The sequence below is a fragment of the Candidatus Limnocylindria bacterium genome (assembly GCA_036523395.1).
In the GTDB taxonomy this organism is placed as follows: domain Bacteria; phylum Chloroflexota; class Limnocylindria; order P2-11E; family P2-11E; genus CF-39.
Genome location: DATDEH010000109.1, coordinates 40,599 through 54,647 on the forward strand (window position 1 = coordinate 40,599; position 14,049 = coordinate 54,647).

The 14,049-nt window shown below is 68.7% G+C and carries 14 protein-coding genes; 12 read left to right on the top strand and 2 right to left on the bottom strand.

Annotation, left to right across the window (positions count from 1 at the left end):
* Nucleotides 1-64: 64 nt before the first annotated feature.
* Both VI056_13840 and VI056_13845 read right to left on the bottom strand, forming a co-directional pair.
* On the bottom strand, nucleotides 65-304 hold the full coding sequence (locus tag VI056_13840; protein ID HEY6204107.1) for a hypothetical protein: 240 nt from the start codon (nucleotides 302-304) through the stop codon (nucleotides 65-67).
* A complete protein-coding gene (locus tag VI056_13845; GenBank protein ID HEY6204108.1) occupies nucleotides 283-1,458 on the bottom strand; it encodes a hypothetical protein in 1,176 nt (391 codons plus the stop codon). Before VI056_13845 ends, VI056_13840 begins: the two co-directional genes overlap by 22 nt.
* Before the next feature lie 110 nt (nucleotides 1,459-1,568).
* Here VI056_13845 and VI056_13850 point away from each other — a divergent pair, with 110 nt between their 5' ends.
* The 12 genes from VI056_13850 to VI056_13905 are packed head-to-tail and all read left to right on the top strand — an operon-like array spanning nucleotide 1,569 to nucleotide 14,048.
* Complete coding sequence (locus tag VI056_13850; GenBank protein HEY6204109.1) at nucleotides 1,569-2,582, top strand: LacI family DNA-binding transcriptional regulator; 1,014 nt, start codon at nucleotides 1,569-1,571, stop codon at nucleotides 2,580-2,582.
* Nucleotides 2,579-3,349 (top strand): ABC transporter ATP-binding protein, encoded by a 771-nt coding sequence (locus VI056_13855; protein HEY6204110.1) that lies wholly within the window; start codon nucleotides 2,579-2,581, stop codon nucleotides 3,347-3,349. The genes VI056_13850 and VI056_13855 overlap by 4 nt, the downstream gene beginning before the upstream one ends.
* Entirely contained in the window at nucleotides 3,346-4,176 is an 831-nt protein-coding gene (locus VI056_13860) for an ABC transporter permease (protein HEY6204111.1), read from the top strand. The genes VI056_13855 and VI056_13860 overlap by 4 nt, the downstream gene beginning before the upstream one ends.
* Complete coding sequence (locus VI056_13865; protein HEY6204112.1) at nucleotides 4,173-5,282, top strand: ABC transporter substrate-binding protein; 1,110 nt, start codon at nucleotides 4,173-4,175, stop codon at nucleotides 5,280-5,282. Before VI056_13860 ends, VI056_13865 begins: the two co-directional genes overlap by 4 nt.
* A gap of 12 nt (nucleotides 5,283-5,294) precedes the next feature.
* Entirely contained in the window at nucleotides 5,295-6,056 is a 762-nt protein-coding gene (locus tag VI056_13870; protein HEY6204113.1) for a cyclase family protein, read from the top strand.
* The gene (locus VI056_13875) at nucleotides 6,053-7,144 is read left to right on the top strand and encodes a zinc-binding dehydrogenase (GenBank protein ID HEY6204114.1); all 1,092 of its coding nucleotides are present in this window, start codon (nucleotides 6,053-6,055) and stop codon (nucleotides 7,142-7,144) included. The genes VI056_13870 and VI056_13875 overlap by 4 nt, the downstream gene beginning before the upstream one ends.
* Entirely contained in the window at nucleotides 7,141-8,187 is a 1,047-nt protein-coding gene (locus VI056_13880; GenBank protein ID HEY6204115.1) for an alcohol dehydrogenase catalytic domain-containing protein, read from the top strand. The genes VI056_13875 and VI056_13880 overlap by 4 nt, the downstream gene beginning before the upstream one ends.
* Nucleotides 8,187-9,149, top strand: coding sequence for a thiamine pyrophosphate-dependent dehydrogenase E1 component subunit alpha (locus VI056_13885; protein HEY6204116.1), 963 nt, complete (start codon nucleotides 8,187-8,189; stop codon nucleotides 9,147-9,149). The genes VI056_13880 and VI056_13885 overlap by 1 nt, the downstream gene beginning before the upstream one ends.
* Nucleotides 9,150-9,162: 13 nt before the next feature.
* Nucleotides 9,163-10,149: an alpha-ketoacid dehydrogenase subunit beta gene (locus VI056_13890; protein HEY6204117.1), complete on the top strand. Its 987-nt coding sequence runs from the start codon at nucleotides 9,163-9,165 to the stop codon at nucleotides 10,147-10,149.
* Between the two features lie 19 nt (nucleotides 10,150-10,168).
* Entirely contained in the window at nucleotides 10,169-11,386 is a 1,218-nt protein-coding gene (locus VI056_13895; GenBank protein ID HEY6204118.1) for a dihydrolipoamide acetyltransferase family protein, read from the top strand.
* Nucleotides 11,386-12,453 carry an alpha/beta fold hydrolase gene (locus VI056_13900; GenBank protein HEY6204119.1) on the top strand — a complete coding sequence of 356 codons (1,068 nt, stop codon included), beginning with the start codon at nucleotides 11,386-11,388 and terminating at the stop codon, nucleotides 12,451-12,453. The genes VI056_13895 and VI056_13900 overlap by 1 nt, the downstream gene beginning before the upstream one ends.
* Nucleotides 12,450-14,048, top strand: a complete 1,599-nt coding sequence (locus tag VI056_13905) for an NAD(P)/FAD-dependent oxidoreductase (GenBank protein ID HEY6204120.1) — start codon at nucleotides 12,450-12,452, stop codon at nucleotides 14,046-14,048. Before VI056_13900 ends, VI056_13905 begins: the two co-directional genes overlap by 4 nt.
* The last annotated feature ends 1 nt before the right edge of the window (nucleotide 14,049 follow it).

Here is a 14,049-nt window from a genome sequence, read left to right on the forward strand (position 1 = left end):
GCAGATCGGCGTAGTCAACCTCGGTGAGGCCCTGGTCCCTCCCACGGAGGGAGCGCTGCGAGCCTCAGTATTCGCACTCGATCGTCTTCGAAACGTAGACCCGGCAGAGCTCCTTGAGCGAGTGCTCGAGGACGCCCTGCCGGAAGATGCGCTCCCACGCGCGCGAGAACGCCTTCGCCACGGCGGGCACGTGCGAGCGGATGGCCTGCGTCTCGGGGCGTGGCGTGCCGTAGCGGCGAGCAAGCTCGAGGTATTCGCGCAGCTCGGCGTCGTCCGGGTCGGTCACATAGCTGATGCGTGCCACGGGCCCATTGTGCCTTTCAGGATGTAGAGCCCACCGCGTACTCGATCCGTCACGAAGATGGTTCCTTCGCCATCGACGAGCACGTCGTTGAACTGGATCGTCGGCTGGCCGGCGGGCGCTTCGGGAACGAAGGATGCGATCTCGCGTGGCGCGCGCGGATCGGCTGTGTCGTAGACGCGCAGCCCGGCGTTGAAGTAGGTCACGAAGACGATCCGGTCGCTCTGGAACGTCCCCGGCCGGTTCTCATGGAGGTTGTGCGGGCCGAAGCGCAACCCTCGGGAGCAATAGTCGCCCTCCGGCACCGGGAAGCGCGACACCTCACGCGGATGGTCCTCGTCGGATATGTCGACGAGATGCACGTTCTTCGGCGCGCCCTCGCAGTTCGGCTCGATCGCCTCGTCTGTCACGGCGAGGAGCTTGCGCGTGCCGAGCGGCAGCGCGGTGTGGGTGTGCGCGTGGCCGCCCTCGGGCCATGCGAGCGATGAGATGAGATCGAGCGATCCGTCCGGGCGGACCGCATAGGCGACGACGCCTCGATCGAAGTACCCGCCGTACGCACGGTCGCCCTGAACGATGACGTGATGCGCGCCAACTTCGTTGTCGTCGGGCAGCGTCTCGCCGTCGCGCTCCGCCTGGCCTGGCCACCACCAGCGCGACGCGAGTGTCGGTTTCGTTGGGTCGGCCAGGTCGACGACGATGAGGAAGCGGTTGCGGATGCCGTTCTCGCGCGCCGATGCGTATGCGTATCTGCCGCCCGTCCACCAGATGCGATGCACGCCGAGCCCGTCGATCGCGAGGAACCCGATGCGCCTCGGCTCCGTCGCCTTCGAGACGTCATAGACGAGGAGCCCGCTGCTTGCGGGAACGCCAACGCGGTACGGGTACTGCTCGTGGTTCGCGAGCAGCAGGTCGCCCGCGAGCTGCACCTTGTGCGAATGCGTCCCGCTCGGGACGGGGAGCTGCCGAACGACGCGCGGACGGCCAGGGTCGGAGATGTCGACGACGCTCGTGCCCACGCCGAAGTCGCCCATGTGGCCCACGTAGAGCACGTCGCCCTTTCGCATGATCTGCATGCCGTCGCCCTTGCCGTCGAGATCGGTGTGGCCCACGAGCGCGAGGCCGCGCGCCTCGAGCGCGCGTGGTGGAGCACTCACGGCCTGGATTGTGTTCGGTTTGACGGCGCCCAGCCGCGCCGGTAGCCTGCGGCCTGCCGACCGCAAACGTTTTCCGTGGGGAGGACTCGGACACGGCCGCACGACGCTCCATTCACGATGTCGCGCGCCTCGCCGGGGTGCATCCTTCGACCGTTTCGCGTGCGCTGCACCGCGCCGATCTGCCACTGCGTGCCGAGACGCGGCGCAAGGTGCTGGCCGCGGTGGAGCGCCTCGAGTACCGACCGTCGGCCATCGCGCGCGGCCTCCGGCTCCAGCGCACGCACGCGCTCGGCATGCTCGTGCCGGACATAACGAATCCCTTCTTCCCGCCGATCATCCGCGGCGCCGAGGAGGCCGCGCGCGAGCACGGCTACGAGCTCGTCTTGTGCAATACCGACGACTCCCCGGAGCGCGAGACCGCGTCGCTTCGGATGCTCCGCGAGCATCAGGCTGACGGCCTCCTCATGGCGACGAGCCGCATGGCCGACGCGACCGTCGCCGCGCTCCGCCGCGAGCGCTTCCCGTTCGTCCTCGTGAACCGCGGCTCGCGCATCCCGGCGGACCTTTCCGTGGAGGTCGACAACGCGCGCGCCGCCGAGGCCGTGATCGCGCACCTGACGAGCCTCGGCCACCGGAGGATCGCGCACATCGCGGGACCGCTGAGCACGACCACCGGCGCGGAGCGCGCGGGGGGCTACCGCGAAGCGATGAAGGCGCGCGGGCTGCCGACGGACTCCTCGCTGCTCGCGGAGGCCGATGCCTATTCCGAGCCGTCGGGCTATGAAGCGGCATCGCGCCTCCTGCGCGTGTCGCCGACCGCGATCTTCGCCGCGAACGACCTCCTCGTCATCGGCGCACTCCGTGCCGCACGCGACGCGGGGTTGCGCATCCCGCAGGACATCTCGCTCGTCGGCGTCAACGACATCCCGCTCGTCGGGCTGATCGACCCGCCACTCACGACCGTCCGTGTGCCGCAGTGGGATATGGGCCAGATCGCCGCCGGCATGCTCATCGCGGTGCTTGAGAACAAGCCGGTCGCGCGCCGGCACGTCGTGCTCGATACCACGCTCGTGATCCGTGGGTCGACTTCCGTGCCGTCCGGCGCTCGGGAGAGCACAGCGTGAGCGCGCAGACCGCGCGGATCTCGGTGGAGCGCGCGACGAAGCGATTCAGCTCGGGCGGCCTCACCGTCTTCGACGGACTCGACCTCGCCGTGCGCGACAAGGAGGCCCTCTGCATCCTCGGTCCCTCGGGCTGTGGCAAGACCACGCTCCTACGGAGCATGCACGGCCTCATCCCGCTCGACGGTGGCCGCATCCTGATCGATGACGCCGTGGTGAGCGCGCCGCGCCGGAACGTCGCGATGGTGTTCCAGCATTTCGGGCTCATGCCCTGGAAGCGCGTGCGCGAGAACGTGGCGTACGGGCTCGAGCTCGCCGGCCTGCCGAAGGCGACCATCGACGAACGGGTCGAGCGCAACATCGAGATGGTCGGGCTGCGCGGCTTCGAGAGGTCGTACCCGAACCAGCTCTCGGGCGGGATGCAGCAGCGCGCGGGCCTTGCACGCGCGCTCGCGCTCGAACCGGACATCCTCCTCATGGACGAGCCCTTCGGCTCGCTCGACGCCCTCACGCGCGAGATCCTGCAGGACGAGCTGCTGCGCATCTACCAACTCGCGCCGCGGACGATGGTCTTCATCACGCACTCCATCGAAGAGGCGATCGCGATGGGCGATCGCATCCTGGTCCTGTCCTCGCGGCCCGCGCGCGTTCGGGAGCTCCTGCAGGTCGACATCCCGCGGCCGCGCACCGTCGAGAGCGTCATCGCGCACCCTCGCTTCGTGCCGCTCCGCGACCACTGCTGGCGCCTCCTTCGAGAGCGGGCGGCATGACCTTCCATCAGGTCGGGGTCGAGGTCGAGGAGCAGCGCACATCAGTTGCGCGTGCCAGCCGCTGGCGCCGGCTGCGTCCTGGGGATTGGGCGGTGCGTCTTGGCGCGATCGCGGTGATCCTCGGGGTTTGGGAGTTCTACGGGCCGACGCTCAACAAGCTCATCCTGCGTCCGCCGTCGGACATCTTCCGCGCGTTCTTCGAGCTGGTCGCGAACGGCGAGCTCGCGGAGGCGATGGGGCAGAGCTTTCGTGAGCTGTTCGGCGGCCTGGCGGTGGCCTTGGTGCTCGGGCTCGTCCTCGGCATCGCGTCGGGCCGCTGGCGCTTCGTCTACAACGCCATCGATCCGCTCGTGTCGGCGCTTTACTCCGTACCGGCCGTCGCGCTCGTGCCGCTCATCGCGGTCGCGTTCAAGTCGATCGGCGACCCGCCTCGCATCGCAACGGTCGCGCTCTTCGCGATCTTCCCGATCCTCATCAATACGCAGCAGGGCGTGCGCAACGTAGACCGCGAGCTGCTTGAGGTGGCGCGTTCGTTCAACACCAGCGAGCGACGTTTGTGGACCGACGTGATCATCCCTTCCGCGACGCCGTACGTGCTGGCAGGGGTCCGGCTCGCGATCGGCCGCGGACTGATCGGCATGATCGTCGCCGAGTTCTTCATCGGCCTCGTCGGGCTTGGCTATCTGATCATCTCGTACGAGAACGTCTTCCGCATCGATCGCATGTTCGTGCCGGTCATCGTCGTCGCGGCGATGGGCGTTCTGATGATGGGTTTCGTGCAGTGGCTCGAGGGTCGCATCGCACCGTGGTTGAGGAAAGAGCAATGAAAGGGAGGTCGAAGATGCTCGCGCGTGCCTTTGGGGCGATCGGTCTTGGTCTGGTGACAGTGCTCACCGCCTGCGGGGGTGGAGGTGGTGGGACCGGCGGCGCAGCGACCGCAAGCACAGCGGCGACAGCCGCGGCAGCGACGGCGACGGCGGCACCGAGAGCTACGTGCGCCGCGAAGAAGATCACCATCGCGGTGCCCGTCACGCCGCCGAACGTCGTCCATCTCACTCCGTACGTCGCGGACGCGTTCGGGTACTTCAAGGACGAGAACCTTACGGTCGAGCTCGTGCGTTTCGACGGCGGCGTGGGTTCGCTTCGCGCGTCGGCCTCGGGCGCCATCGACCTCGCGGGCTCGTCAGCTGAGCCGGTGGTCGACGCGATCGCCAACGGCGCCGACGTGAAGATCATCTACACCTACGCGCCCAACGTGGACGTGTCCTTTGCCGTTGGCCCGGGAATCAAGACGATGGCCGACCTCAAGGGTAAGAAGATGGGCGTCCAGGAGCCGGGCGGCTTCGCGGACGTCATGACGCGCATCGTGCTGAAGAAGGCGGGCATCGATGCGAAGGACGTCACCTTCGTGACGACGACGACCGCCGGCCGGGTGCAGGCGCTGGCGACGGGCACCACGGACACGGCGGTGCTGCACATCGACCAGGTGAAGACCGTGCAGAAGCAGACACCGACGATCACCGTGCTCGCGAACATGTGGGAGATCCTCACGGACTACCAGTACTCGGTCTACCTCGTTCCGACGCAGGTGCTCAAGGACGACGCCGCCACGCCGGAGTGCATCATCCGCGCGCTCATGAAGGCGAATCGAGCGATGTACGACCCGGCCAACCGCCAGAAGGTCATCGACATCGGCGTGACCCAGACCAAGGAGGCCGCCGACGTGGTGGCGGAGACCTTCGACCTGCTCGTGAAGGCGAGGGCCTGGCCGCAGAACGAGGGCCTGCTGAAGGCGAACATCGAAGGCACGATCAAGAGTGAGAAGGACTTCGGCAAGATCACGAAAGACCTGAAGTTCGAGGACGTCACTGACCTGGCCATCGTCAAGAAGGTCGTGGATCAGCTCGGACGCGTGGCGAACTTCCCGTACTGAGGAACCGCAGAGATGAAGCTCGTCGACCTGACCCAGCCGTGGGGCGATCGGATGCCGACATGGCCGCAGTTCGAGGCGATCCAGGTGACGGACATCACGACGCACCATCGCGACGGCAAGAGCACCGTGCTCGTGCGTACGAACATGCACACCGGCACGCACATCGACGCGCCGATCCATTACTGGCCGACGGGCAAGCATCTGGGCGAGATCCCCATCGGTGACCTCTATGGGACAGGCTTGGTGATCGACCTGCGACCGATCACCAAGCCCTGGTCCTACTACTCGCTGAAGGACGTTCTCGCGTGCGTCCCGAAAGGGGAGCAGATCCGCGAGGGAGACGTCGTCATCCTCTACACCGGGTGGGACCGCTACAACTGGACCAAGCCGACCCGCGACGACGTCGCGTACTTCGATCGGCACCCCGGCCCGCAGCCTGAGGTCTGTGACTACCTGGTCGAGAAGAAGATCCGCTGGTTCGGTGGCGACCTCGCGTCGATGGATCACTCACTGCACGTCCGCGTGCGCTACTTCCGTCCGGATCTCGTCAAGGAATACGAGGCGCAGACCGGCAAACCCATCGACGAGACGCTGCCGATGAAGGATTTCGAGCACGTCCACTACCACATGGCGAAGGCGAACATCCCGATGCTGGAGAACCTCGGTGGCGAGCTCGCCGAAGTGGCTGGCAAGCGCGTCGACATCGGCGCTTTCCCGTGGCGGTGGGTCGGCGGCGAAGGCTGCATCTGCCGCGTCGTGGCGTTCCAGCCATGAGCGCGGTCGGAACGACGAGCCCCCCGAAGACCGCGACGATGCAGGCGCTCGTCCTCACCGCCCCGCACGAGTTCGAGATCCGGGATGAGGTTGCGATCCCGCGCCCGGGATCGAACGAGGTGCTCGCGCGCGTGCGCGCGATCGCCATCTGCGGCACCGATGCCGAGATCGTCGATGGCACCTTCAAGGGACGCTGGCCACGCGCGTATCCATTCATCCCGGGCCACGAGTGGTCCGGAGAGGTCGTTGAGGCGGGCGAGATCGCGATGGGCTACGGATTCGTACCCGGGACACGCGTCGCGGGCACGAGCCACTCCGGCTGCGGCTACTGCCGGATGTGCCGCACCGGTCGCTACAACCTGTGCTTCAACTACGGCCGGGAGGATCTCGGTCATCGGCAATATGGCCACTACACGCAGGGCGCGTACGCGACCTACGTCGTTCACACCATCAAGAGCGTCTTCCCGATCCCCGATTCGATGCCCTTCGACGTCGCTGCGCTCTGCGACACGGCGTCGATCGCGCTGCACTCGGTGAAGCGGCCGGGCATCAATCCGGGCGACATCTACATCGCGGTCGGCTCAGGGGGCATGGGGATCCTCACCGCCATGTGTGCACGGGCGCTCGGTGCCGCCCGCTGCATCGTCGTGGGCGGCGGGAAGCGCCTGGGTCGCGCGAAGGAGCTCGGCTTCGAGACGGTCGACTACCACGACGGCGATCCGGTCGCGCGGGTGCGTGAGATGACGGGCGGCATCGGTGCCGACGTCGCGGCGGACTCGGCGGGGACCAAGGACTCCGTGGGACAGGCGATCCGCATGGTCCGCAAGGGCGGGCGCGTCGCGTTCACGGGGATCCCGAAGGAGGCCTCCTCGATCGATTTCCAGAAGATCGTGCTGGAGGAGATCGACCTCTACGGAGTCCGCGCCAATCGCAACACGATGGAAGAGGTCATCCCGCTGATGGCGGACGGTCGCATACCCGCCGGGAAGCTGATCACGCACCACTTCCCGCTAAGTGGGTTCCGCGAGGCGCTGCGCACGTTCAACGAACGCGTCGACGGCGCGCTCAAGGTGATCGTCGAACCGTGAGCCTCCCGCCGCGCATGCGCGCCGTGATCTTCGAGCGCCCGGGGGCGTTCGTTGTCGGCGATGTCGCCACACCGCGGCCGGCGCGCGGTGAGGCTCTGGTCCGGGTCCGCTCGTCGATGGTGTGCGCCACCGATCAGAAGATCCTCGCCGGCAGATTCCCAGCGACGCGCTTTCCGCATGTGCCCGGACACGAGTTCAGCGGCGAGGTCGTCGCGACGGGTGAAGGTGTGACCACCGCCCCGGGAGCCCGCGTCGGGGTCGAAGTGCATGTCGGGTGCGGGACGTGCGATCGCTGCCGCGAAGGCATGTACACGCTGTGCCTCAACTACGGCAAACGCGACACCGGACACGCGCACATCGGCTTCACGACCGGCGGTGGCCTGGCTGAGTACGCCGCGGTTCCGGTCGCGGCTCTGCACGCACTGCCCGACGGCATGTCGTTCGACGACGGCGCGTGGACGGACAACCTCGGCATCGCGCTCTGGGCGCTCGAGCGCGGCCGCCTCGCCGCGGGCGAGCGCGTCGTCGTCTTCGGGCCCGGCGCGATCGGTCTCTGCGCGGCGCAGCTCGCGCGCGCACTGGGTGCGGGAGCCGTTCAACTGGTCGGGCGCGGCGAGCGGCTCGGGCGGGTGAGCGATCTCGTCGACGCGGTGGTCGACGTGGCGGACGTCGAAAGCCTGAGGGGGAGCGCGGACCTGGTCGTGGAGTTCGCGGGGACCGCCGACGCCGCGCGCGCCGCGATCCTCACCGCGCGCCGCGGCGGCCGCGTGGTCCTCGGGGGATCGACCGGCGTCGGCACCGAGCTCTCGGGCGTCGATCTCTCGACGATCGTCCGCGGCAACATCGACGTGCTCGGCTCGCTCGCGAATCCGAAGGGTGTATCGGGCCGCGCGCTCACGCTCCTTGCCCGCGGCCAGGTGGACGTGAAGCGGCTGGTCACCCATCACTTCCCGCTCGAGCGCTTCAGTGATGCGTGGACGACGTTCACCGAGCGCAGAGATGGCGCGATCCGCGTGATGCTGCATCCGGTGGAGGGCGACTGATGGAGAGACCGACCGCGCTCGATCTCTATCGCGTGATGCGACGCATCCGCGACTTCGAGGAGCGAGCCACCGTGCTATTCGGCGAGGGCAAGCTCTGGGGCACGATCCACTCGTACGCCGGCGAGGAAGGCATCGCCGCCGGCGTGTGCGCGCACCTGCGCGACGACGACTGGATCACCAGCACGCACCGCGGACACGGACACTGCATCGCGAAGGGCGCCGACCTGGGCCGCATGTACGCGGAGCTGCTCGGACGCGAGACCGGGTACTGCCGCGGGCGCGGCGGGTCGATGCACATCGCCGATACCTCGAAGGGGAATCTCGGTGCGAACGGCATCGTCGGCGGTGGCATCCCCATCGCGACGGGCGCCGCACTGACGGCGAAGCAGCTCGGCACCGATCAAGTCGCGGTGTCGTTCTTCGGCGACGGCGCCGCCAATCAGGGCGCGTTCCATGAATCCGCGAACCTGGCCTCCATCTGGAAGCTGCCGGTGATCTACGTCTGTGAGAACAACCAATATGCGGAGAGCCTTCCGGTGAAGAACGCATTCGCGATCGACGACATCAGTAGCCGCGCCGGCGGCTACGGCATGCCCGGGGTCCGCGTGAACGGCCGCGACGTGCGCGCGGTCTATGACGCAGCGGGTGAGCTGATCGCGCGGGCGCGCCGCGGAGAAGGTCCGGCCTTCCTCGTCGCGGACACCTACCGACACGAAGGGCACTACTACGGCGACCCGCGGAAGTACCAGTCAAAGGACGAGATCGAAGGGTGGAAGACGCGCTTCGATCCGCTCGTCGACACGCGCGCCTGGATCACCGAAGCGAAGCTCGCGACGGCGGCGGAGCTCGACGCCATCGATGCCGAGGTGATCGAGGAAGCGAAGCGCGCGGTGGCCTGGGCCGAGGCGGGCCCGCCTGCGTCCCCGATCTCGCTGCCGGGGGACGTATATGCAAGCTACTGAGGCCCATCCGCAGATGACGGGGGCGACGCGCGAGATGTTCTACAACGAGGCGCTCGGTGAGGCGCTCCGCCTCGAGATGGAGCGCGACGAGCGCGTGATCGTGCTGGGCGAGGACATCGCCGAGCACGGCGGCGCCTTCCAGGTGACGGCGGGGCTGCTCGACAAATTCGGACCCACCCGCATCCGCCAAACGCCGATCAGCGAGCTCGGGATCGTCGGCGCCGCGGTCGGCGCCGCGCTCACGGGCCTGCGGCCGGTGGTCGAGCTCATGTACGTCGACTTCTCGGGACTCGCGATGGACCAGCTCGTGAACCAGGCGGCGCAGAACCGGTTCATGTTCGGCGGCCAGGCGCGGGTGCCGATGGTCATGCGCACGCAGGGCGGATCGGGCCGCGGGAACGCGGCGCAGCACTCGAAGTCGCTCGAAGCGTGGTTCACACATGTCGCCGGCCTCAAGGTGGTGATGCCGTCGACACCGGCGGACGCGAAGGGCCTTCTCACGTCCGCGATCCGCGACGACGACCCGGTGATCTTTCTCGAGCACAAGCTCCTGTACCGCACGAAAGGCCAGGTGCCTTCCGGCGAGTACCTCGTGCCGCTTGGCAAGGCCGACGTCAAACGCGCCGGGACCGATCTCACGATCGTGACGTGGTCACGCGAGGTGCTCTTCTCGCTCGAGGCGGCCGGCAAGCTCGCGGCCGATGGGATCGAGGCGGAGGTCATCGACCTGCGAAGCCTCGTTCCCCTCGATCGCGACGCGGTCCTCGCTTCGGTCCGGAGGACGCACCGGCTGCTCGTGGTCCACGAGGCGATCAAACGGGGTGGGTACGGTGGCGAGATCGCCGCGATCGTCGCCGAGGAGGCCTTCGACGACCTTGACGCGCCACCGCGGCGACTCGCGGGCCTCGAAACTCCCATCCCGTACGCGCAGCATCTCGAGAAGACCGTCGTACCTCAGGTCGACGACATCGTCCGCGTCGCCAAAGAGCTCGTGGCGTGACGGCCGCGACGATCCGCGCATGAGCGTCACGAACGTCATCCTCCCCAAGCTCGGGCTGACCATGGACGAGGGGCGTCTCGTCGCGTGGCACAAGAAGGAGGGGGACCGCGTGGAGAAGGGCGAGGTGCTCTTCGAGGTCGAGACGGACAAAGCGAACATGGAGATCGAAGCGTCCACCTCGGGCATCGTGCGCCGCATCCTGTTGCCGGCGGACGCGAGCGCTCCAGTCGCGACCGTGATCGCCTTGATCGCGGACACGGCCGACGAGCCGTTGCCAGCTGACGCGCCGGCGGGTATTGCGGCGGAGTCTCCGCTCACTCGAAACGGCTCGCCCGCTCCTTCTAAGGACGTAACCCCACCGCCGACGCGGGCTCGACTCTCGCTCGCGGAGACTCCGCCGCCCCCCGCCGGCGCGTCGGTGGATGGCTCCGACCGTGTCCGCAGCTCACCGGCTGCCCGGAAGCGGGCGCAGGAGCTCGGCGTCGACATCAACGGGGTGCGTGGCACGGGCCCGGGTGGACGCGTCGGTCTCGAGGATGTGGAGGCAGCCGCTGCGTCCGTCTCGACGTCGTCGGCCTCGCCCTCCGCCGCGGTGGGTGAAAAGAGGGAGCCGATCTCGCGGATGCGGCGTGCCGTGGGGGAGGCCATGACGCGGAGCGTTCGCGACGCCCCGCAGTTCTCCATCGCGCGCGATGTGGACATGACGGCGGCCAACGCGAAGCGCAAGGCCGCGGGGGTCTCGTACACGGACGTGATCGTCGCGGCCGCGGCGACGGCGCTGCGCGCTCACCCACGGCTGCGCTCGCGCTTCGACGGCGACGCCGTCGTCGTGTCCGAAAAGATCGACGTCGGCCTCGCGGTCGCGCTCGAGGCCGGCCTCATCGTTCCCGTACTGCGCGACGCGGATCGCAAGGCGCTCGGGACGCTGCGCGACGAGCGCGAGGCGCTCGAGACCGCCGTGCGTTCGGGTCGCGCGCGCGCCGAGGCGTTCGGCGGCGCGGCGATCACCGTTTCGAATCTCGGCACGTTCGGTGTCGATCGCTTCACCGCGATCGTCAATCCACCGGAGGCGTCGATCCTGGCCGTCGGCCGGGTCGCGGATCGAGTGATCGCCGTGAACGGCGCCCCGGCGGTACGGCCGGTGGTCTCACTCACCCTCACCGTCGATCACCGCGTCGCCGACGGCGCCGACGCCGCGCGCTATCTCGCGGATGTCGCGAAAGGCCTGGAGACCTAGTGGCGACCGAGACCGCCGACCGCGTCCGTCTGGCGGCGGGCCACTGGAAGCCGCGATTCGTGGCGAATGGGATCGACGCGAACGACTTCGATCGCGTTCTGGCGGAGACGAGCGAGTGGCGCGACTGGGCGGCGAGCTGGAAGCGCGTCGGCGACGAGCATCGGGCGATCGCGGAGGAGGCCGACCGCGCGGGCCACACCGTTACCGCGACCGACGCGTACCAGCGCGCGGCGTGGTGCTACCACCTCGGCAAGTTCCTCTGGTTCGAGGACCGCACGCTGCATGACGAGCTGCGCGCGCTGACCGTCGCGACCTACGCGAAGGCGATGCCACGGATCGATCCTCCCGGGCGCCGCATCGAGGCGCCGTTCGAGGGCTCCGTCATCCCGGGCGTCCTGCGCCTCCCGCGAGGCGCGACGCGCGCGCCGCTCGCGATCCTCGTCCCGGGCCTCGACTCCGTGAAGGAAGAGCTCTACGCGATGGAGAACGACTTCCTGCGGCGCGGCCTCGCGACGCTCACGATCGACGGGCCGGGCCAGGGCGAGAACGCGCCACGGTTCCCGATCCGCGCCGACTGGTCGACCGTGATCGCGCCGCTGCTCGACCATCTCGCGTCGGCCGACCTGGGCATCGACCTGGGCCGCGTGGGTCTGATGGGCATCAGCATGGGTGGCATCTACGGGCCGCGGGCGGCCGCGAAAGAGAAGCGCCTTCGCGCGCTCGTCGCGCTCGCCGGGCCATACGACCTCTCCGAATGCTGGCCGCAGCTCAACCCGCTGACGAAGGGCGGCTACGTCTTCTACACGAAGTCGCGTGATGAGGCCGAGGCGTTCGAGAAGTCGAAGACGCTGTCACTACACGGCGTGCTCAAGGACGTGAGCTGCCCGCTCCTGGTGATCCACGGCGGCAAGGACCGGCTGTTCCCGCCGGAGCAGGCCGAGCGCATCGTGCGCGAGGCGCCGAACGCCACGCTGTTGCTGTACCCGGAGGGCAACCACGTCTGCAACAACATCCCGTACAAGTACCGGCCGGCGATGGCGGACTGGATGCGCGAGCACCTGCAGTGACCGAGTTCGACGTCGTCGTCGCCGGGGCCGGACACAACAGCCTCGTCACCGCGGCGTATCTCGCTCGCGCCGGGCTGCGCGTGCTGGTGCTCGAGCGCGCCGCGCGCATCGGCGGGGACACGTCGACGGAGGAGGTCACGCTCCCGGGTTATCGGCACGATCTCTGCGCGTCGGCGCACACGATCTTCCAGTCCAGTCCGATCGTCCGGAACGACGAGCTGCAGCTCGGTCGCTACGGTCTTCGGTATCTCTTTCCGGATCCGGTGGTCGTCATGCCGTTCGGCGACGGGCACGGGATCACGATGCATCGCGACCGCGCCGCGACGGCGCGCGAGATCGCACGGTACTCGGCGCGCGACGCGCGGGCCTACGAGCGGATGCTCGATGACTGGGATCAGGTCAAGGAATCACAGAACCGAGCGCGCTACAGCCCGGCGACGACACCGAGCATGGCCATTGCGGCGCTAGAGGCGACGCCGGCGGGCCTGGATGCGGTGCGCTGGCGGTACTCGAGCGCCCTCGACGTCGTGCGCGAGCGCTTCGAGAACGAGCGCGTCCGCACGTTCTTCCTGTGGCTCTCGCTGATGACGATGGCGCGGGTCGACGAGCCGGGCACCGGACTCCTCCCGCTCTCGATCGCGGCGGGACGGCAGGCGTTCTCGTGGACGACCGCCGAGGGCGGATCCGTCGCGCTGCCCGACGCGCTCGCGCGCATCGTTCTCGAGCACGGCGGGGCAGTGCGCACCGGCGCGGAGGTGACTCGGATCCTGATCGAGGACGGACGCGCCGTGGGAGTGCTCACGGCCGACGGCTCCGAGCATCGCGCGACGCGCGCGGTGGTGTCGACGATCCACATCAAACACCTCCCCGCCGTTGTCGGCGCGACGGCGCTCGGCGAGGACTTCATGCGCGGCCTCGAGCGCTGGCGAACCGGCGTGACGATGTTCGTCACGCATTACGCGCTCGCGGCCGAGCCGCGATACGCACTGGACGGTGGGAGGACCGCGTCGGTCGCGGCGGGCATCTGCGGTTCCACCGACGAATTGCTCGCTGCGCTCGCGGCGTTCGAACGCGGCGAGATCCAGCTCGACGATCCGCCGCTCCTATGCATCTCGTCGTCGGTGGTCGACTCGACGCGCGCGCCGGCCGGTCATCACACGCTAAAGGTCGTCGGCTTCCTGCCCTACGAGCTGCGTGACGGCGGACCGGAGCGCTGGGACGCCGTGAAGGACGAAGTATCTGACGCGCTCCTCGAGCATTACCTGCGCCACAGCGCCGGGCTCAGGCGACAGGACATCCTCGCGCAGCACGTCGAGAGCCCGCTCGATCTCGAGCGCCGCAATCCGCACAACTACCACGGCTCCTGTCACGGCGGCGAGCAGGACCTGGCGCAGGAAGGCGCGCTTCGCCCGATGGCTGGGTGGGCCGGCTACCGATTGCCGGTGGCGGGGCTGTACCAGACCGGCGCGACGACACATCCCGGTGCGTCGGTCACGGGAGCGCCGGGCCGCAACTGCGCGCAGGTGTTGCTCGAGGATCTGGGTCTCAGCCTGGCCGGCGCGATCGCGGGACGGGCGGCGTCGGCTCCCGCCTGAC

Bases quoted from the DNA above. Each gene is read 5' to 3' on its own strand.
- VI056_13865 (HEY6204112.1), top strand. From the start codon at position 4,173: ATGAAAGGGAGGTCGAAGATGCTCGCGCGTGCCTTTGGGGCGATCGGT.
- VI056_13890 (HEY6204117.1), top strand. From the start codon at position 9,163: ATGACGGGGGCGACGCGCGAGATGTTCTACAACGAGGCGCTCGGTGAG.
- VI056_13860 (HEY6204111.1), top strand. From the start codon at position 3,346: ATGACCTTCCATCAGGTCGGGGTCGAGGTCGAGGAGCAGCGCACATCA.
- VI056_13875 (HEY6204114.1), top strand. From the start codon at position 6,053: ATGAGCGCGGTCGGAACGACGAGCCCCCCGAAGACCGCGACGATGCAG.
- VI056_13895 (HEY6204118.1), top strand. From the start codon at position 10,169: ATGAGCGTCACGAACGTCATCCTCCCCAAGCTCGGGCTGACCATGGAC.
- VI056_13885 (HEY6204116.1), top strand. From the start codon at position 8,187: ATGGAGAGACCGACCGCGCTCGATCTCTATCGCGTGATGCGACGCATC.
- VI056_13870 (HEY6204113.1), top strand. From the start codon at position 5,295: ATGAAGCTCGTCGACCTGACCCAGCCGTGGGGCGATCGGATGCCGACA.